Consider the following 20,323-nt stretch of genomic DNA (forward strand, 5'->3'; position numbering starts at 1 on the left):
TAAAACGTAGGGTGGAATAAGCGCAAGCGCATTCCACCTTTTTTCGCACACCATGGAAACGGTGGAATGCGAAGGTGGAATGCGCTTCGCTTATTCCACCCTACGGTGTATAACAAGAGAGTGATATGAATTTCGACCTAACCGAAGAGCAATTGGCTTTCCAACAGGCGGCCCGCGATTTCGCCAACGGCGAAATGAAACCGCACGCGGCCGAATGGGACGAGCAACAAATCTTCCCCACCGAGCTGTTTGAAAAAGCCGGCCACATGGGCTTCATGGGCATCTACTCACCTGAAGACTGCGGCGGCATGGGCTTATCCCGCGCCGACACCATGGTGATTGTGGAAGAACTCGCGCGCGCCTGTCCGAGCACGGCGGCGTTCATTACCATTCACAACATGGCCACCTGGATGCTGTGCAGCTGGGGCCAGGATGCGCTCAAGGCCGAGTGGGCAGAAAGCTTAACCTGCGGTGCCAAGCTCGCGTCCTACTGCCTGACCGAACCCGGTGCCGGCAGCGATGCGGCAAGCTTGCGAACCAAAGCCGAACGCGACGGCGATGATTACATCATCAATGGCTCAAAGGCGTTTATTTCCGGTGCCGGCTCCACCGACATACTGATTGCCATGGTGCGCACCGGCAGCCAGGACGACGGCGCCAAAGGCATATCCTGCATCGCCATTCCCGCCGACGCGCCGGGCATCAGCTACGGTAAAAAAGAAGTGAAAATGGGTTGGAACAGCCAGCCCACCCGAACCATCAGTTTTGAAAACGTGCGCGTGCCGGTGACTAACCGCCTGGGTGACGAGGGGGAAGGCTTTGCCATTGCCATGAAAGGGCTGGACGGCGGTCGCATCAACATTGCCACCTGCTCACTCGGGGCCGCCCAGGAAGCGATTACCGTGGCGCAAGCCTATATGCACGAACGCAAACAGTTCGGCAAAGCGCTGTCTGGCTTTCAGGCGCTGCAATTCAAGCTGGCGGACATGGCTACAAAACTCGTCGCCGCCCGCAACATGGTGGCACTGGCCGCCTTCAAACTGGACCAGAATCACGCCGACAAATCCACTTACTGCGCCATGGCCAAGCAGTTCGCCACCGACCAGTGTTTCGACGTGGTCAACGATGCCCTGCAGCTGCACGGCGGCTATGGTTACATTCGCGAATACCCGCTCGAGCGCTTGCTGCGCGATTGCCGGGTTCACCAGATTCTGGAAGGCACCAACGAAATCATGCGCGTGATTGTTTCGCGCCGCATGCTGGCCGAACATGCAACGGAGACCATTCGATGAGCGATTTACTGAAAATTGAAAAACGCGGTCACACCGCCATCATCACCATGAATAATCCACCGGCCAACACCTGGACGCCGGAAAGCCTCAATTATCTGAAGCAACTGGTTGAAGAGTTAAATGCCGACAAAGACAACTACGCGTTGATTCTGGCATCGGAATCCGAGAAGTTTTTCTCTGCCGGGGCCGACCTTAACCGCTTTAACCACAACGACAAAGATCAGGCATTTACCTTTTGCGCGGCCTTTGGCGAAGCCTTTGAGACCCTGACACACTACCGCGGTGTCTCCATTGCCGCCATCACCGGGTTTGCCATGGGTGGCGGTCTGGAAGCAGCACTGTGCTGCGACATCCGCATCTGTGAAACCCAATCACAAATGGCCTTGCCCGAAGCCACTGTGGGCTTGCTGCCCTGCGGTATCGGCACTCAGCACCTGCCCTGGCTGGTGGGTGAAGGTTGGGCCAAGCGCATGATTCTGTTGGGCGAACGCATCAAATCCGACAAGGCCCTGCAAATTGGCCTGGTACAGGACGTGGTTGAAACCGGCACTGTGCTGGACAAAGCGCTGGAACTCGCCGACAAAGTCGCCGGTCAGTCACCTACCTCGGTGGCGCGTTGCAAACAATTAATCATGGGCGCACGCACGACGCCGATGAACCACATGATGGCGCTGGAGCGCGAACAGTTCGTCAAGCTCTGGGACACACAGGACCAGAAAGAAGGCGTGGCCGCGTTCCTAGAAAAACGCAAACCCGAATGGAAAAACCAATAGCACACACCCGTAGGGTGGAATAATACCGACATGGATGTCGGATAGTAGAGCAACGCAGGAGCAGTTGCCGAGCGACAGCACATTCCACCAAAATCAACGCAGCAAAAGACGGAATGCGAAGGTGGAATTCGAAGGTGGAAGGTGGAATGCGCAATCGCTTATTCCACCCTACGGTGTATTGAAAAAATAAGGAGCCTGTTTTGTCCGATCAACCCGTGGTATTTGAAACCCGCCCGGCGACCAATGGAAAATTGCTTGGCATTGCCCGCCTGAATGCGGAGAAATCGCTCAACAGCCTGAGCCTGGCGATGATCGATTTATTGCAGAGCCAATTGAACGAATGGGAGCAGGATGCGCAGATCGCGGCAGTCTGGTTAGAAGGCGCGGGCGAAAAGGCGTTTTGTGCGGGCGGCGACGTGGTGGCACTGCACGCGGGCAGCGCAGCCTATGGCGAAACACTGCCAGACGACAGCTGCGAGCGCTTTTTTGAGCGCGAATACCGGCTCGATTATCACATTCACAACTACACCAAACCGTTAATTGTCTGGGGCAGTGGCATTGTCATGGGCGGCGGTATGGGGTTGCTGTGCGGCGCACCGATTCGCATCGTCACCGAAACCACCCGCATGGCCATGCCGGAAATCACCATCGGCCTGTTTCCCGATGTGGGCGGCAGTTATTTCCTCAGCCGCGCGCCCGGCAAATCGGGTCTGTTTCTCGGCATTACCGGTGCACAATTTAATGCCACCGATGCGCGCTACTTAGGTTTCGCCGACCTGTTTGTGCCCGCCGCCGAAAAAATTAACCTGCAGGCACTGGTGGCCGAATCGGAACCCGATACGCTCGACACGGTGTTGTCGCAATTCGCCGACCGCTTTGCTGCCGACGCGCCTGCAGGCCAGGTGGAAGCACACCAGGCACACATGGATGCGCAATGCACGGGCGACAACACGCTGGAGATTATCAACCGCATCATTGGCTATCAGGGCGATGACGAGTGGCTGAGCCGTGCCGCAAAAACCCTGGCCCGCGGCTGCCCGGTAACGCCTTACCTGGTGACTGAACAATTGCGTCGCGCCAACGGCGCGAGCCTGGCCGACGTCTTCCGCACCGAGCTGACCATGGGCGTGAATGCGGCCAAGCATGGCCACTTCAAGGAAGGGGTCCGCGCGTTGCTTATCGACAAGGACCGCAATCCCCAGTGGACACCCGCGGCCTTCCACGAGGTGCAAGACCAGCATTGGCAAATTTTCTTTGACTCGCCATTTACCGGCGAGCACCCATTAACCGATTTAGGAGCCTCCGCATGACCACTGTTGCATTTATCGGCCTGGGCAATATGGGCGGCGGCATGGCCGCTAACCTGGCAAAGAAAGGCTTCACTGTACGCGCCTTCGACTTGATGCCAGAGCATCTTACGCAGGCCGAAAAAGATGGCTGCGTTGCGTTCAAATCGGCGCAAGAGGCCGTTAAACAATGCGACGCGGTGGTGTCCATGCTGCCCAATGGCAGCATCGTCGAAAGCGTTTACATCGACAAAGACAAGTTGTTCGACGCCATGCCCAAAAACACGCTGGTACTCGACTGCTCCACCGTGGCACCGCAGAATTCCCAGCGGCTAGCCAACGTCGGCCGCGAGAAAGGCATGCGTGTGGTGGATGCGCCTGTGTCCGGCGGCGTTGCCGCAGCGGCGGCCGGCACCCTGGCGTTCATGTGTGGCGGCACTCAAGCCGACGTCGACGCAGCGCGTGACATACTCGCCGCCATGGGCAGCAATATTTTCCGTGCCGGTGACAGCGGCGCAGGCCAAGTGGCTAAAATCTGCAATAACATGTTGCTGGCGATTCACATGGCCGGCACCGCCGAAGCGCTGCAATTGGGCGTGGATAACGGACTCGACCCGAAAGTGCTGTCTGAAATTATGCTGAAGAGCTCCGGCTGCAATTGGAGTCTCGAAAAATACAACCCCTACCCCGGCGTACTGGAAAACTCCGCAGCCTCGCGCGGCTATACCGGTGGTTTTATGGTGGACCTGATGTTGAAAGACCTGGGCCTGGCCATGCAGGCCTCACTGGCCAGTGCATCATCTATCCCGATGGGAGCGGCAGCGAGGAATTTGTTCAGTTTGCATAAGCACAGCGGCGGCGAAGATAAAGGCAAGATGGATTTTTCTTCTATTCAGCAGTTGTATAAATAAACGTTTAGTCTCGATTTTATGGCGAGGCACCCGCTCTTGGGGCCCCTTCTGCAGCGGTGATCGGAGGGCAATTTCAGGGGGTCAAATGGGCAGGACGCCCATTTGAGCGGCGTTCTGCCATGGATGGCGGTCGCCGGCGACCCTCTGAAGTTGCCCGGAGAGAACGAGCCCGAAGGGCGCGACAAATTGCATGGAACAATTTGGACCAGCTCTGCTGCCCGAAAGGTGAGCGGCAGGAGCCGCTCAGTCCACGCGGGGTGGCCTTTCTTTTGGTTCGTTTGAACGCTCCTTCGTCACTTTCGCTGACGCTCATGTTTTCAACGCTTTGGCCAAGCAAAGAAAATGAATAACTATCCGCAAAACAAAAAAATCATCACACAAAAAACGCGAAATTACTCAGCCCCAACCCCCATCGGACTGGCCAACCGTACCCCGGCCTTTTGCACACACCCCAGCAATGCCAGATTCAATGACTCTGCCACTTCCAGGTAGTCGTTGTAATCCGTGGTGTCCACGTAGGCCAGTACGTCGATCAGTAACGCGTGATGTTCAAACGCTTTAAAGCGCACCCGCACCACATCGTCGGCGACCCGTTCGTGCTCATTCAGTACCTGACGCATCTGCGTTAACAATTCATCCAATACAAGAGATTGTGGCAGGCTTCTGCCATCCAGGTGAATGGCCGGACGATAGGCAATGCGTTCGCGCTGGGAAATATTTTCCAATTGCATGTCGGCAAAAACAGCATTGGGAATGTGCACCACGCTCCGGTCCAATGTACGCACCCGTGTAGCACGCAATCCGATCTCCTCTATCACACCCACCTGCGTTCCGAACCGGCACAACTGCCCTACTTTCACCGGCGAGGACACATACAAGGTCAAAGCACCAATCATGTTTTCGATCGACTTCTGTGCGGCCAGTGCAAATGCCAGCCCGCCGATACCCAGACCCGCCAGCGCTGCAGTGGGGCTGAAGCCCAGATTTTCCAACCACAGCAGGGCAATGATCACCACCACAATACTTTTGGCTACAGTCGCGCCCGGCCGCAGTAACGCGTGCACCAGACCCGTGGGCGAATCCTTGTGCCGCTGTAAGTAGATCTCTGCCAGCAGGCTGATCACACCATTCAGCGTCCAGGCCCAACACACCAGCCACAGAGTTTGCGCGCGCAATACCGCCGCAACCGATACACCCAGCGACTCCACAGCCACAAACTGACCGGACACCACCAGCGCCGCCATCAGGCAAAGTGGTCCTCGCAGTAAATCATTGAATGATTGCCGCACCGGCGATGGATGGCTTCCACCCACGCGCAATAACGCATTGATAAGCAACCAGATCAGCAGCCATGTCGTCCCCAGTAAAGAAAGCAGAAGCAGCCAGATCCACAGCGGAACATTCAACAATGAGATGCGTGGCACATGGTCAGACATCCATTGCCCCAGGGGGCCGTACGCAAACTCCTCCGATAGCTCGGGAATACGCGCCACCGTGGCGTTGGACACCTTCCAGATGGATACGCCATCGCCACGGGGTACCCGCTGGAGCAACAAGGTCATCTGACCATGGCGGGTTTCAATCTTGCCCAGTGCTTCGCGGTAACTGGGCAATCCGTCCTGCAGTTTACCCTCGGGTCGCAAGCTGAGATTATCCAGATCAACCCACAAGGTGCGATCCAGTATCTGAAAAAAATCCTCAGCCAGCGCCGGCTTGCCAATGGCCAAAACGTCTTCGCCCACATTGCGGAAATCAAGGTATTCTGCTGCCCGTTCAAATTCCCCCCGACGGGCGGCCCGCAGGTAGGCCTCCATGGCAGTGCGCGGCGTGCCCCGTTCAAACTCGTCTTCTGGCACCTGGGTATCCGGCATTGCCTCCTTGGCCGGCTCAGACACCATATCGGCAATGCGCGGTTCAAGGTCCTGCGCCCAGACGTGACCGCCGGCGAAGCCGGCCACAATTAACACCAACACTATCCTGAGGACAGTCATCATCTGCTATTTCCTTCCTTAGTCCAGATTGAGCCGCATCACCAGATCACATCGCGCGTAATCCGGGTGGCAGCCAGCAGGGAGCTCGGCAAATCCGAATTTCCGGTAAAGCGTGACCGCAGGCACCAGCCGCGAATTAGTCAGCAAGTCTATGGATAAAGCGCCTTGCTCGCGCGCCAGTCCAATCGCAGCCTGCATGAGCACGTTGGCCAGGCCGCGGCCCTGATGGGACTGCCTCACCGCCATTTTGGCAAGCTCGAAACTGCGCTCGCCATTGCACAATAACGCGCAGCAGCCGACCACGGTTTGACCATCAGATTGGGTGATTATGTGGCCCCCGGCTTTTACTATGTCGCCGGGGTTGTCCAGTGCCTTCCTGTCTGATGCTTCAACCTCGAAAAACTGGCTGATCCAGGCGTAATTCAACGCCGAGAATGCATTGAAGTGTGTGGGTTCATTGATAAATAACGCCATACGCCACTCCTGGTACCTAACGCAATATAGCCATCATAACTAAAAATCCATTTATCACTATCATTTAGAAATAAAAATTCGAAAAAGCGTTATTCCGCGCCATGCCGGAGTAATGCCCGCATCTTGACTATACTGGGCTAAACACCGGAGCCCTTTGGATGACGCCGCCCCTGACAACCTCTTATGCGAAGGCAGACAGCCAAGATCCGCATCGTACCCAATTCGTGCAAAGCGCGCTGTTTGAAATAGCCGATCTGTCCTATCGCGCAAGCAGTCTGGAAAACCTGTTCAGGCGCGCCCACGCCATTATCGGGCGATTGATGTATGCCGAAAACTTTTATATTGCGGTCGAGAGCAAAGATGGCACCAACTTAAGCTTCCCCTACTATGTCGACACACTCGACCCGGAACCCGGCGATAAAATAGCTGAAACACCCCTTTCCCGTCTCGATGGCAGCCTGAGCGTCTTTCTGGTAAACCACGACACCACCATATTTACTCAGGATACCGATGATTTCGACCAGTTGCTGACCCGGTATTCGCTCAAACTGGTGGGCGGTAAACCCCAGTGTTTGATCGGCGTACCGCTGCGCTGGGGAGAAGATCAGCGTGGCGCCATGGTGGTTCAGTCCTACCTGCAGGACACGCTGTTTACCCGCACCGATTGTGACGTACTGTCTTTTCTGGCCAAACAGATTTCTACCGCGCTCAGCCGGTTCGAACAACGGGAAACATTGGAGCGCACAGTTGCAGAGCGAACCCAGATACTCAGCCAGAAAAACCAGGAGCTGGAAGCCACGCTGGCTGCGCACGAAGAAGACAAGCGGCGCCAGGAGGCGCTGTACGAAATCTCCACGCTTTCCCACAGCATCAGCGATCTGGGAAAGATCTATCCCAGATTGCACCGGATCCTGGATGGGCTTTTCCCTGCAAAAAACTTTTACGTATCACTCCTGAGTGAGGACGGCAGCACCATTACCTTCCCCTACTTTGCCGACAAAAAAGACATCAGCACCAAATCACGTAAACTCGGCAATGGTGCCACCGAATACCTCCTGCACCTGCGAAAGCCTCGCTTATTGGGCAAAGAAGAAATCGCTGCGCTGATTGACGAAGGCGAGCTCGACCCGGTGGGTGCCCTGCCTGAAAGCTGGTTGGGCGCGCCCATTCTGATTGGCGATGAAGCCTACGGTATTATCGCCGCGCAAAGCTATGAGCCCGATCAGCACTACAAGCCACAGGACCTGGACCTACTGCGATTTGCCGCCGACCAACTGGCGGAAGCGCTCAAGCGGCAACAGGATTCCGACGCGCTCATGCTGGCCAACATCACGCTCGAAGCACGGGTAGAACAACGCACCTGGGAGCTTTCCGAGATCAATAGCCGCCTGGGTGCAGAAATCGAAGACCGCCGGCGCGCCGAAGAAATGCAGGCCACACTGTTCAGTATTGACGAGCTGACCCAGTCGACCACCGACATGGCGACCATCTATCAGGAGATACACCGATTGATCGGCCGCTTCGTCCATGCCGAAAATTTCTACATCGCCGAATTCAACCGTGAAAAAGGTAAACTTTACTTCCCCTATTATGTCGACTCCCACCAGGATCTGGATGACTTCACCGAGGTCAGCCCGGACGAGCAAGTCCCTCACATGCCGCTGGAATTCATCGACAAAACACTGACCGCCTATGTCATCCGCACCAAGCAATCCCTACTCGCCGACGAGGCTGTGTTCACGCAATTGGAAAAGGACGGCGAAGTGGGGCTGGTGGGCACCAACCCGGTGGATTGGCTGGGCATCCCGCTACTGAGCGAAGGCGAAGTGAATGGCGTCATTGTGGTGCAAACCTATACCCAGGAGCACCGGCTCACAAAACAGGATCAGGAATTACTGCAGTTCGTCAGCTCGCATGTGGCGACCGCGCTTGAACGCAGGCAGCACCGGGAATCGCTGGAGGCCAGGGTTCAGGCGAGGACCAATGAGCTGGCTGAAACCAACAAGCAGCTGCAGCATGAAATCGATATCCGGGAAAAAGCAGAGAAACTCCAGGCCGCCCTGTTCAAGATTGCGGATGTCTCCAGTTCCACTACCGACATGGAAACCTTTTATAAACAGATTCATAAAATTGTTGGCCAACTGATCTACGCAAAATATTTTTTCATCGCGCTTATCGATGACAACCAGCCCGGCATGCTGCATTTTCCTTACTACGCCGATAACAGAGACCGGGTGCCGGGCCCTCGCCCCATGGGCAACCATCTGAGCGAATGGGTTATTCACAATGTCAAACCCATGTTGGTGACGCCCGATAATATCGCAAAGATTTCGAAAAAAATTCAGATCAAGGGCAAGCAGCCCGTATCCTGGCTTGGAGTACCCTTAATCATTGAAGGCGATGCAGTGGGTGTGCTGGCCGTTCAGACTTATGACACCGATTTTGTACTCGGTCGGGAAGAAGAGGAACTACTGACTTATGTGTCACATCATGTAGCCACTGCGCTGCAAAGAAAATCCGCGCGCGACGCTCTGGAGCGCAGGGTGGAGCAGCGCACACAGGAGCTGCGGGAAGTGAACCTGTCGCTGGAAGCGCAGATAGAAAAGCGACGCGAAATTGAAAAACAACTCGAACACGATGCCTTTCACGATGCATTGACCGGGCTGCCCAATCGCGCCCTGTTCATGGACCGGCTCGGCCAGTTAATTGCCAAGGGCAAACGTGAATCCCGCTACCGCTATGCGGTACTGTTCCTTGATCTCGACCGGTTCAAAATCATTAATGACAGCCTCGGTCATCTGGCCGGCGACAAACTACTGCAGGAAGTCTCCAAACGATTGGTATCTGTCATACGGCCACAGGATACAGTGGCTCGGCTGGGTGGAGATGAATTCTGCCTGCTGCTGGATGATATCAGTGGCGTGCAACACGCCGAACAGGTTGCCAAGCGCATTGGCACCGAATTGACCGCGCCGTTTATCGTCGACGGCAGTGAAGTGTTCACCTCTACCTCTATCGGGATTGCCCACAGCAAACTGAACTACGACAAAGCCGACGCCATGTTGCGCGACGCCGACGCCGCCATGTATCAAGCTAAACTGTTGGGTAAGCGTCAGTACGTGGTATTCGACCAAAGCATGCACAAAAAAGCGCTGAACACGCTGAAGCTGGAAACCGAACTGCGCAATGCCATTAATCTGTCTGAGATCGATGTGTACTTTCAGCCCATCATTAATCTGGCCACCGGCAGCCCCGACGGGTTCGAAGCCCTGGCACGCTGGCAACACGCCAACCAAGGCACGATTTCCCCCGCTGATTTCATTCCGCTGGCAGAAGAAAGCGGGCTGATTGTAGAGCTGGACCTGATTATTTGTAAAAAAGCCTGCCTGCAATTGGCGCAATGGCAACAAAAGTTCAAATACCCGCTGAGCGTCAGTGTCAACCTGTCCAGCAAGCATTTTTCCCGCACCGGCTTAGTGGAGCGAATCCAGGATATTATTGAACTCAGCGGCATAAGCCCCGCCAGCCTCAAGGTAGAGATTACCGAGAGCGCCCTGATGGAAAACGTTGCCACCGCACAACGATTATTAAAGGAACTCAGCCAGCTGGGTGTCCGCCTGGCTATGGACGATTTTGGCACGGGCTATTCTTCACTCAGTTACTTGCACCGGTTCCCGCTGGACCTGATCAAAATCGATCGTTGCTTTGTCGATGAAATCGACGTCAAAAAGGAAAACCTCGCCATTGTCAAAACCATTATCACCTTGTCTGAGGCGTTGAATATGACATCGGTGGCGGAAGGGGTGGAAACGCAGGCGCAGTGTGATCTGGTGACCCGCATGGGATGCCAACTCGGGCAGGGATTTTTGTTCTCCCGGCCGCTATCCGCTGGCGAAGCCTCGCGCTGGCTCGAAAACCAGATTCCGGCGTTTATGCAACCCGACACAATATAACCGCTGGTTATATCAAGCCGGCCACTGTCGTTTCGTCGGATTTTTACCGTTCCTTTCAGCAACACCCACCAGCGACGGCTATGCTTTAGCTATCATGGATTGGATTTCTAGGGTTATGTTGGTACCAAAACCCCACATCGACGCCAGTCATACATTGGCGGAAGCCTGTGCGCTCATAGTCTCCAGTGGCGCCGACGGCATCGTCGTAGACAATGCACAATCAGAGCAATTGTTGACGCTGGCACACCTGCGGGATTTATTGGCACACCAGCATCTCACCCCCGACACGCCCCTATCTGATGTGTCCATCGATAAAGACCTGCCCCATAGCATCCAGCAGCGCACGGCGCTCTCGCCCGAGGTCAGCCCGGCACAACTGCTGGAGCTGCTGCATGCCTTGGTGTCCGATTCCTCCGACGCCATTTACATCAAGGCCGAGGACGGACGCTATCTGCTTGCCAATCAGCAATTTGCCAATCTGCTGGGCTGCTCACTGGAAAACGTGATCGGCGCCTACGACAGCGACCTGATGCCCACCGCGATGGCCCGGAACATCGCCATCACCGAACAGCGCATACTGTCCAGTGGCAAGGCCGAGGTATCGGAAGAACCTATGGCAACCCCAACCGGCATGGGCAGATACCTGCGAATACTCGGCAGCCTCAATGCGGGTGGCGGCGCGCAGCATTTGTACGGCGTGCTGCGCGACATCAGCGACCTGAGAGAAGCGCAGGCGGCACGCGACGCCACCGAAAGTGAACTGGAAACCATATTCCGCTCCCTGCCGGATTTGTTTTTCCGGCTCGGAGCCGATGGCACCATACTGGACTACCGGGCCCAGGAAGATGACGACCTGTACGCACCGCCGGAGCAGTTTCTCGGCAAACGTATGCAGGACATCATACCCGAGCCTTTGGCGCAGTTGTTTGACAAAAAAATTGACGAGCTGCGCAGCCATGGCGAGCTCGTTACCTATGAATACGATATGGAATTGCCTCAGGGTCTGAGTCACTTCGAAGCCCGGTTGCGGGATCTGCCCGGCACCGACGAGCTGATACTCATCATTCGCAATACCACGGACATACACCAGAAAACCGAAGCCCTGCAATCGCTGCAGCAACAACTGAACCTGGCGCTTGAAGCGGCGCAGCAAGGCGTGTGGGATTGGAATGTGCCAAGTCAGACCTGGGTGGCCAACGAACGCTTTTTTACCATGCTGGGATTTGACTACGACGCCAAACCCCAGCCTCTCGATTACTGGAACGACAAGGTGCACCCGGATGATCGGGACAAACGCAGCAGCCTTTACCTGAAAGCCATGCGGGGCGACGCTGAAGCGCTGGAAGTGGAGTTCCGTGCGCAAAGTGCGTCCGGTGAATACCGCTGGCTAAGGGCCAAGGGCAAGGTGGTTGAGCGAACCAAAGACGGACGCGCCAAGCGGCTGGTGGGCACCCACGAGGACATCACCGAGCGCAAGGCCTTGCAAGAACAATTGGCGTTGGCCGCCATGGTGTATGAAAACACCAGTGAAGGCGTGATCATCGCCGACCCCAACGGGATCATTGTGGATGTCAACACCGGTTTCGAACGCATCACCGGTTACGACAAACGCGAAGTCGTTGGCAAACCCGCCAGTATTTTAAACTCGGACAATCATTCCGAAAGTTTTTACCAGTCGTTCTGGGACACGCTCAACCAGAACGGACATTGGCAGGGAGAAATTGTCCATCGACGCAAGGATGGCACGGCGCTACCCGAATGGTTAACGGCCAGCGCGGTATACGATCACAATCACGCCATACGTCATTTTGTCGCTATTTTTACCGACATTACCGTACTGAAAAAATCCGAAGCAAAGCTCGATCACATCGCGCACCATGATTCCCTGACCGGACTCCCCAATCGCTTACTGCTGCAGGCGCGGTTGGGCCGGGCACTGGTGCACGCCAGCCGCAATCAACAAAAACTGGCGCTGATGTTTCTGGATGTGGACCGGTTTAAAAATGTCAACGACAGTTTGGGGCACAATGAAGGTGACAAGCTACTTAAGCAAGTAGCCAATCGACTTAAACACAGTGTACGCAACGAAGATACCGTCGCCAGATTGGGCGGCGATGAATTTGTTATTTTACTGGAGAGCCTGCACGACACCAACGCTGCCGCGCAAGTCGCCGATAAAATCCTGAAAGAAATCCGGCAGCCCTTCAATCTCGGCGGCAAGCAATTCTACACCAGCGCCAGTATCGGCATCAGCATCTATCCAGAGGATGGCACCAGTCCGTCCGATATCATGCGCAATGCCGACACCGCCATGTACCAGGTAAAACAACGCGGCCGCGACGGCTACGCATTCTATGCCAGGCACCTAACTACCGCGGCCATGCGCAAAGCCGAAATGGAAGCGGAGTTACACAAAGCGATTACCGGTGACGAATTGCTGCTGCTGTTTCAACCCCAGATCGATCTGGACAGTGAGCAGCTCGTGGGCGTTGAAGCCCTGGTGCGATGGATGCATCCGGTGAAAAAAATGATTGCACCCGACCTGTTCATACCCCTCGCGGAAGAAAGCAATCTGATTATCAAGCTGGGCGAATGGGTATTAAACCGTGCGTGCCGCCAGATTAACGAGTGGCAGGACATGGGCCTGACACCCGTCCCCGTGGCAATTAACGTGTCGGGCGTAGAGCTTTACAACCAGAGTTTTGCCGACAGCTTCCGGGAAATCATGGCGACGCACGGTATCAATCCGCAATTGATCAAGGTCGAAGTCACCGAGAACCACATGTTGGAAGACATGGACTCCGCCATCCAACAGCTGAACAAACTGCGTGAACTCGGTATAAAAATCGCCATCGATGACTTTGGCACCGGCTATTCTTCGCTGGCGTATCTGAAAAAACTCCCCATCCATCAACTGAAGATTGATCGTTCTTTTATCAAAGACATCCCCCAAGATGTGAACGATATGGCGATAACCCGCGCCGTTATCGCCATGGGCGCAACGCTGGGTATGGAGATCATTGCCGAAGGGGTGGAAACCCGGGAGCAACAGAAATTTCTACAGGAACACCAATGCGGCCTGGGCCAGGGCTATCTGTTCGCCCGGCCACTCGACGCCAAATCGCTGGAAAACTGGCTGGATCACTCCTGACCAGAAGCCTGACCAGCAACCTGCCAGATAGCGCCACCGTCCAGCGGACTGAAACGGCGCGTGCGGACAAATCCCAACCCCTCAAGCATCCCGGCTATCGGCGTATCAGACCCCAAGTGCGCCAAGGCATCAGCAATAAAACACTCCGGGTACTGAGCCTGCGGTAGCAGCTCGGCGTGCGCGTAGCGCAATTCACGGTAATCCACAGCGATCAGTTTTTCACCCGTGGCGGCCCAGAACGCGGGGCCATTGACACCGGGCAACGCAATGCAGAGCGCCTGCCGGAAACGTTGCTGGCTCCGCCGGAAATTCAACAGGTGTTTTAACAGCGCCTCCAGTTGTTCCGGGCTACGCGATTGTGTCAGCCCCAGTGTGAGTTGATCCATGCCCAGTAACCCGGCGTCGAGACCATAAATTTTCTGGGAGTGACAAATACCCAATGCGTCCGACCGATGCAGCATTTGCCCCTCGCAATAGCTCAGACAATGCAACTCATAACCGGCGAGCGTTTGCAGTTCTATCGCTGCGGTCACGGCGCCTTCGGTTTCCAGCACAAACCAGAAGTTAGCCGGCGCCTGATCGTCTTCTGCGGAAAAACTGATCTCAGACTGCGCCAGTTTTTCTTCCAGCTGCAGCTCCCGAAGGTAAAGATCACCAAACCAGCACTGCCCGGTCGTAACCAGCTGTTGAATGGCGTTCCTATCCGCCATGCTGGCGGGACGAATGATCATAGCGCATACCCCGTCGGCACCCAGGCGACAGATCCATGTGGATTCAATTCACTGGCATCCATAATCTCACACCGGAAGTCCAGTCCTTCGCCGGACGCCACCAAATGCGAACCTTCCTGTACGCGTTTTTCCCGGCTCAGCCGCAAAGTTGTCAGGTGATCCCGGGCAATCTGGTAACAGGGGCCGGCATCGAAAATATCCAGACAGGCAGTGCGCGTGAAACCTTCGTTCAAGGCCACGTCCAACATAGGTTGAAAACGTTTATCGTAGTCGCCCAGCACCGCGCGGGCATCCTCGGGCAAAAGATGCACATACAACGGATAGGCGGGAATCAGCTCACCAATGAAGTGCTTGCGGCGGGTAGCACTCAGGTGCTCGGCCTCATCGTACTCCATCGCGAAAAATGCTTTACCGATGGCATTCCAGAAAGGCGACTCTGCCTGGGCATTGGTCACGCCAACAAATTCCACAATGACCTGCTCACAAAAGCGCTGAGGATGTTGTGCCATGTAAAGTATGCGCGCTCTGGCGAGCAGCTCGGTGTGCTGTGCGGTTTTGTAGTCGGGGTCAATAAAAAATGCACTGAACACACTTTTGTTCATATTTTCAGTGGTCAGTATCAACCGGTCGATACTGCGGCCTTCAGCCAGACTCTGCGAAAAGGTTTGCTGATAGTCCCGACGAAAGTTGAAGTAGGGTTCTTCACTGCCGGCCCGCGCCACTATGCCGCTCACGCCCAGCAAACGGCCAGTGTTATCCACCAAGGCAAACAAATACTCTTCCTTATCCGGTGTGGTGACATCGCGACTGAACGAGCGCTCGCTGTTGGTCAGCCGCTGTAACAATCTGGCCCGGTCTTCCGGCAATGAAGTGAGGCCAACCGGGCTGCTGTAAGCCAAATCCTCCAGCGCATCCAGATCGCTGCTGACACAGGGCCTTACGTAGACGCCATTCACGGTTTAGTCTCCACCCGGGTATATTCCAGGCGATAGTCTACCTCGGCCGCGGAATAACTGTCTTTGGTTCCGTCCATATAGGCCCAGTAGCCCTGCGCATCCGGCCCCTGCGTAAAACGGTATTCAATCAGGTGCTCCGTCCCGGCCAGTTTGAGCCAGGTCCAGCGACTGAGCTGGCTTTGGTTTTCGTTATCGAGTAAATCAAAACCCAGGGCTTCATCCAGCCGTGCATTGCCCACCGCCGGGCCACCGGCAGACCAGACCTCATGCGCAAACGCTTCACGACCCACCGTCGGCTGCTTTCCGGCGGCGGTAATCAGTGTGCGGGTGGCTGATAAAAACTGATCGCCCGGCGCCAGCATCCACAGCGTGAGGCCACTGATGTGAAAGCGTTGCTCGCTGCGCTGACAGTCGATGGCGGCACTGTTCAGCAACGTCACGTTGCCATTGCCCAGAGCCTGCCAGTGTCCACGCGCTAGATCCACCAACAAGGCGGTATCCTCATCGACACCCACACCCCAGGGCGACTTGTCTGTACACATAGCGGCGGTTAACCGGCCGAGGCGTGCCTTGCGGTCAAAATGCTGATCGACCAACACCCCGGGCCAGAAGCCCATGCCCTGATTCAGATGCAGCCGGCCATTCTCCTGGCTTTCCATACCGGCATACTCCCGGGACGCGGTTTTCATCAATGCACTGATGCTGTCGCCACCGGCAATCATGAGCTCACTCATCATCGCCGCACCCGCGCTGGTGCCAGCGATAATGGCGCCGTCCGCCAGGCGGCTGCGCATCCAAGCCGCCATCGCCGAGTCCTTGCCATCGGGCCTGAGGGCTGCCGTGATACGGGTCTGATCGCCACCCACAAACCAAAAACCGCCTACCAAAGGCCCCTCGCGCCAGACCGACGGTTTGGCTGCGTTGCCCCGCCAGAGTGATTCGTCTTCTGCCGTGGCGGGGTCGTCGATCAACGCCAATGGCAACACCACGATGCGCTCAGGCGCGACCCCGTAGCGCAGTAAATCTTTCACCATTTTTTGCGCGTAGGTATGTGGCCGTCCGGATGCCACCGGCACAATCGCGATGCGCTGTTCCGGCGCTACCGAGGCGATAAATGCCTGGTACACATCGCTGCTGCTGCTTTTGAGCGCGCCACCCACAACCAGTAACTTGCCGGCGTGCACGTTCAGGCTCAGGGTTATTAACGCGCTGGCCAGGAGCCTGCTAATCATATCTTTCGTCCTTCATTTTTTTCAGGTGGCGACTGCGCGCCTCGCGCGGCGTCCACTCAAATCGCTGGCGGTAGGCGGTGGAAAAATGTGGCCCGGAAGAAAATCCGCAGCGCGCGCCTATGTCCACAATCGACAGCGGCGTTTCCAAAAGCATTTTTTGCGCCACGTCCAGACGCAAATTGAGGTAATAGCGCGAGGGCACCTGCTGCAAATGTTTTTTAAACAAGCGCTCAAGCTGGCGCCGGGAAATCGTCAGATAATCCGCAATCTCGCTGGTGGCCAAGGGTTCTTCCACATTGGCCTCCATCAGCGCAATCGCTTCCAACAGCTTGGGTTCTTCAATGCCCAGATGCGCCGACAAAGGTGAGCGCTGGCGCTCGGACCCCATGCGCACCTTATCCAGTAACCACACGTCTGCCACTTGCTGGGCAAGCCCGCCGAGCCGTTCGGAAAACCAATGCAACAGCGCATCCACCGTCGCCAGGCCGCCCGCGGCGCTCATCCAACGGGACTCACAATTGTACAAATGGGTGCAAAAGCGTTGCGCCGGATACCGAATGCGCAGACTGTCAATCAATTGCCAATGCGCGCATAAGGGCGTATCGGTTGCCACCCCGGCCTCGGCACACCAGGCCACAGCCCCGCCCACAAACAACCACGCCTGCCCGGGGTCGGACTGTTTGAGTTGATTGATCAACGCGGCTTGCGGGCGCACCAATTGCTCCACCGGTGCGGTAATAATTTTCAGCTCCGCGGCTTGTGCCAGTTCGGCCGGATCCTCAGCGCAGGTCACCTGCAGAGCATGACGTCGGCTCATTTCACGACACACACTATCCACCAACAGTTGGCTGAAGGTCGCCGTGCCGGTCGGTGAATAGATAATCAGGCGCATGGAATCGGCTTACCGCTCAAAGGGCGTGTGTGCGAGTAATTCTCCGTCGCGCATCATCCATCTGCCACGGCACACATTGCCGGTGATCGTCAGCGCTTGCGGGTCGACCAGATTAAAATCCGCGCCGCCTTTCACCGCCACCTTGCCCGCCGCTAAACCCAGCGCACGTGCAGGATTGGTGGTAATCACGCGCAGCGCATCCGGTACGCCGAGAGACTTGTTGCGAATCAACGCCGCGGTTTCCGCCCACAGACTGTCGATAGACGCGAGCTCCAGTCCATCCAATTGGCCGGCCGCATTGAAGTGCGGCAATGAGCCTTGTGCATCGGATGAAAAACACAATTGCGACAGGGGCGCGCCCTGCGCCATGGCATAGAGCAGCGCGTCGTGGGCCGGGCGCTCGCCCATAGCCAATATGGCGTCCGTGGTACTGGTGGTGAAATCGACCCAACCGCCCCGCTTGGCGAAACCGACACCCTGATCGATCAGGCGATCATTGCGTCCCATATGGGTGGGCAGGAATTGATTGACCGGTAATGCCGTATTGTCGGCCACCTGATTCAGCAAGGTCAGTCCGGAAGGGTCTTCACCCACATGAATACTGACGGCGCCACCTTTGCCCGCCAACATGGCGGCTACGCGCACGTCGCTCACCACCCGCGCCAGCTCCTGCCAACTGGGCTGGGAACCCCGGTGATCGGCGATGGCAATTTCACCCACGCCGATCACCGGCTGCACCAGCATCAGATCATTGCGCAGATTCCCGGTCAGCGTTTTGACCGGAATTTCGTAAGAACCCGAGTGCATAAAGCAGTTCAACCCGAACGCATTGAGCGACTGGGTCTTGCCATAGAGATCTGCCAGGCTGCGACAGGTGGCGTCGGTACCCAACACACCTACCAGGTGGGTGACACCGGCACGCACGGCGTCGGTCGGCTGCAGTTCGGGCGTGCGGGTCGCAAACCCACCCTCACCACCGCCGCCGGCAATATGGGCCAATGAATCCACAAAGCCCGGCACCAACCACTGGCCCTGCGCATCGTATTGCTCGCAAGCGATACCACTGAGCGTAAGCTGTTTATCGATCGCCAGCACCTGCGTACCGGCCACCAACAGATCGCACAAGCCCAAATCCTGCGGCGCATAAACGCGCGCGTTTTTAATCAACAACATAATTTTCCACTCAGGCAAAGCCCAGTACACCGGCGGCCATCACAGCGGCGGCCGAGAGCGCAAACAACACCAGATAGAAGCGCCAGATAAACCCTATCCAATCCAGCCAATCAATGCGAGCGGCACCCAGACAACCCATGAGGGCCGCACTGGTGGGCACCAGCATATTGGTAAACCCATCACCCAGCTGAAACGCCAATACCGCCGTTTGCCGGCTGACGCCCAGCAGGTCCGCCAGCGGTGCCATCAACGGCATGGTCAATGCGGCCTGGCCCGAACCCGAGGTGACAAAAAAATTGAAGCCACTTTGAAATACCAGCATACCCAGCGCCGTGAGCGCTGCCGGCAATTCAGATAAAGCGTCGGCGCAGACGAACAACAGGGTGTTCAGCACGCTGGGACTGGCCGGGTCATCGCCGCCCAATAACAATACAATCCCTTTGGCGAATGCCACAATCATCGCTGCCGGCAACAGTTGTGCACTGCCGGCCCGAAACGCTTCCAGCGCACTGTTGGCGGTCATCTGGTTCAATCTGAACAGCGTGCCGACCAGGCCCGCGGCCAGGCCGATACAAAAAAATTGCGTCGCTATTTCGGGCAGGTAATAGCCGCGCTGGGTTACCCCCCAGACCATCCAGGCCACGCCCAGAATCAACACGGCCAACACCAGCCATTGACCCGACTGCAACGGCGCGGGGTTAACCGAATGGCCGCTGCCCTGTGGCACTACGCCAGCCGATCCGCGCACGCGCCGGCCATAGCGTGCAATCCACACCATACCCACCAGCGTGAACAGCAACCACAAGCCCATGCGCACCGACGCACCGGACAACAGCGGGACGCCGGCAATCCCCTGCGCAATGGCCACGCCAAAGGGGTTCATCCAGGAGGCGGCGAAGCCCACCTGGGTGGCCACGTAAGTCACCACCACCGCACACAGCTTGTCATAGCCCAGGCGTGCCATCACCGGCACCAGCATGAGCGTGAAGGGTATGGCCTCCTCGCCCATACCGAACACGGCGCCGGCCAGCGAAAACACAAAAAACAGGCCGGGCAGCAACCACACCGGCTCGCCCTCGGCGCGCGCAATCAATCGCTCCAGTGCCGCCTCCACGCTGCCAGTGGCAAACACCACACCAAAGGCGCCGCCGGTGATCAGAATAAACGCGAACACGCCAATGGCAGAGCCCCATTTGTCACCGGCAACCAGCCCTTCAAACAAGGTGTTGAACAGGCCCATGCCGCCGCCCTCCGCGAACAACGGCAGGCCCACTGGCGCATCTGCATACCGGAACGAACCCGGATCGATCACGGATTTTCCGTCCACCTGTAAGGTGTCGGCGAAGTAGCCGCCCGGCACCCACCAACCCACCAGCCAGGCCAACAAGGCAATGGCCATGAGAATCAGCCAGGTATCTGGCATGGTTATTTTGCGGTCTGTCATGCTTACTTACTGCCCGGGTCCGTTAGCGGTGTTAACTCTGCGATTCGGAAAATAACGGGGCAAC

14 protein-coding genes are annotated in these 20,323 nt (G+C 56.6%); 6 read left to right on the plus strand and 8 right to left on the minus strand.

Translation table 11 applies throughout. The features are described from left to right. Positions 1–125: 125 nt before the first annotated feature. The 4 genes from M5M_RS10505 to mmsB all read left to right on the plus strand — a co-directional run bounded on the left by M5M_RS10505 (position 126) and on the right by mmsB (position 4,262). Positions 126–1,292, plus strand: a complete 1,167-nt coding sequence (locus M5M_RS10505; protein WP_015047466.1) for an acyl-CoA dehydrogenase family protein — start codon at positions 126–128, stop codon at positions 1,290–1,292. Further along, positions 1,289–2,065 (plus strand): enoyl-CoA hydratase, encoded by a 777-nt coding sequence (locus tag M5M_RS10510; RefSeq protein ID WP_015047467.1) that lies wholly within the window; start codon positions 1,289–1,291, stop codon positions 2,063–2,065. The genes M5M_RS10505 and M5M_RS10510 overlap by 4 nt, the downstream gene beginning before the upstream one ends. Positions 2,066–2,265: 200 nt before the next feature. Further along, entirely contained in the window at positions 2,266–3,375 is a 1,110-nt protein-coding gene (locus M5M_RS10515; protein WP_016389347.1) for an enoyl-CoA hydratase/isomerase family protein, read from the plus strand. After that, on the plus strand, positions 3,372–4,262 hold the full coding sequence (mmsB, locus tag M5M_RS10520) for a 3-hydroxyisobutyrate dehydrogenase (RefSeq protein ID WP_015047470.1): 891 nt from the start codon (positions 3,372–3,374) through the stop codon (positions 4,260–4,262). The genes M5M_RS10515 and mmsB overlap by 4 nt, the downstream gene beginning before the upstream one ends. A 392-nt stretch (positions 4,263–4,654) precedes the next feature. On the opposite strand, the gene M5M_RS10525 is transcribed toward mmsB, so the two are convergent. Both M5M_RS10525 and M5M_RS10530 read right to left on the minus strand, forming a co-directional pair. Then, entirely contained in the window at positions 4,655–6,256 is a 1,602-nt protein-coding gene (locus tag M5M_RS10525) for a mechanosensitive ion channel family protein (protein WP_015047471.1), read from the minus strand. Between the two features lie 15 nt (positions 6,257–6,271). Next, entirely contained in the window at positions 6,272–6,727 is a 456-nt protein-coding gene (locus M5M_RS10530; RefSeq protein WP_015047472.1) for a GNAT family N-acetyltransferase, read from the minus strand. 158 nt (positions 6,728–6,885) lie between these two features. Between M5M_RS10530 and M5M_RS10535 the strand changes: the two genes are divergently transcribed. Then, positions 6,886–10,680 (plus strand): sensor domain-containing phosphodiesterase, encoded by a 3,795-nt coding sequence (locus M5M_RS10535; protein ID WP_015047473.1) that lies wholly within the window; start codon positions 6,886–6,888, stop codon positions 10,678–10,680. Positions 10,681–10,795: 115 nt separating this feature from the next. After that, positions 10,796–13,831, plus strand: a complete 3,036-nt coding sequence (locus tag M5M_RS10540) for an EAL domain-containing protein (protein WP_015047474.1) — start codon at positions 10,796–10,798, stop codon at positions 13,829–13,831. On the opposite strand, the gene M5M_RS10545 is transcribed toward M5M_RS10540, so the two are convergent. Genes M5M_RS10545 through yfcC form a run of 6 tightly spaced genes read right to left on the minus strand, consistent with a single transcriptional unit; the run spans position 13,822 to position 20,259 of the window. Beyond that, positions 13,822–14,562, minus strand: a complete 741-nt coding sequence (locus M5M_RS10545) for an arginine N-succinyltransferase (RefSeq protein ID WP_015047475.1) — start codon at positions 14,560–14,562, stop codon at positions 13,822–13,824. The genes M5M_RS10540 and M5M_RS10545 overlap by 10 nt on opposite strands. Continuing rightward, positions 14,559–15,518 carry an arginine N-succinyltransferase gene (locus M5M_RS10550; protein WP_015047476.1) on the minus strand — a complete coding sequence of 320 codons (960 nt, stop codon included), beginning with the start codon at positions 15,516–15,518 and terminating at the stop codon, positions 14,559–14,561. Before M5M_RS10550 ends, M5M_RS10545 begins: the two co-directional genes overlap by 4 nt. Beyond that, entirely contained in the window at positions 15,515–16,750 is a 1,236-nt protein-coding gene (locus tag M5M_RS10555; protein ID WP_015047477.1) for a cyanophycinase, read from the minus strand. Before M5M_RS10555 ends, M5M_RS10550 begins: the two co-directional genes overlap by 4 nt. Beyond that, entirely contained in the window at positions 16,743–17,642 is a 900-nt protein-coding gene (locus tag M5M_RS19540; protein WP_015047478.1) for a GlxA family transcriptional regulator, read from the minus strand. The genes M5M_RS10555 and M5M_RS19540 overlap by 8 nt, the downstream gene beginning before the upstream one ends. Before the next feature lie 9 nt (positions 17,643–17,651). Beyond that, positions 17,652–18,815, minus strand: a complete 1,164-nt coding sequence (iadA, locus tag M5M_RS10565; RefSeq protein WP_015047479.1) for a beta-aspartyl-peptidase — start codon at positions 18,813–18,815, stop codon at positions 17,652–17,654. Positions 18,816–18,825: 10 nt separating this feature from the next. After that, positions 18,826–20,259: a putative basic amino acid antiporter YfcC gene (gene yfcC, locus M5M_RS10570; protein ID WP_015047480.1), complete on the minus strand. Its 1,434-nt coding sequence runs from the start codon at positions 20,257–20,259 to the stop codon at positions 18,826–18,828. Between the last annotated feature and the right edge of the window lie 64 nt (positions 20,260–20,323).

Source organism: Simiduia agarivorans SA1 = DSM 21679, assembly GCF_000305785.2.
GTDB lineage: Bacteria > Pseudomonadota > Gammaproteobacteria > Pseudomonadales > Cellvibrionaceae > Simiduia > Simiduia agarivorans.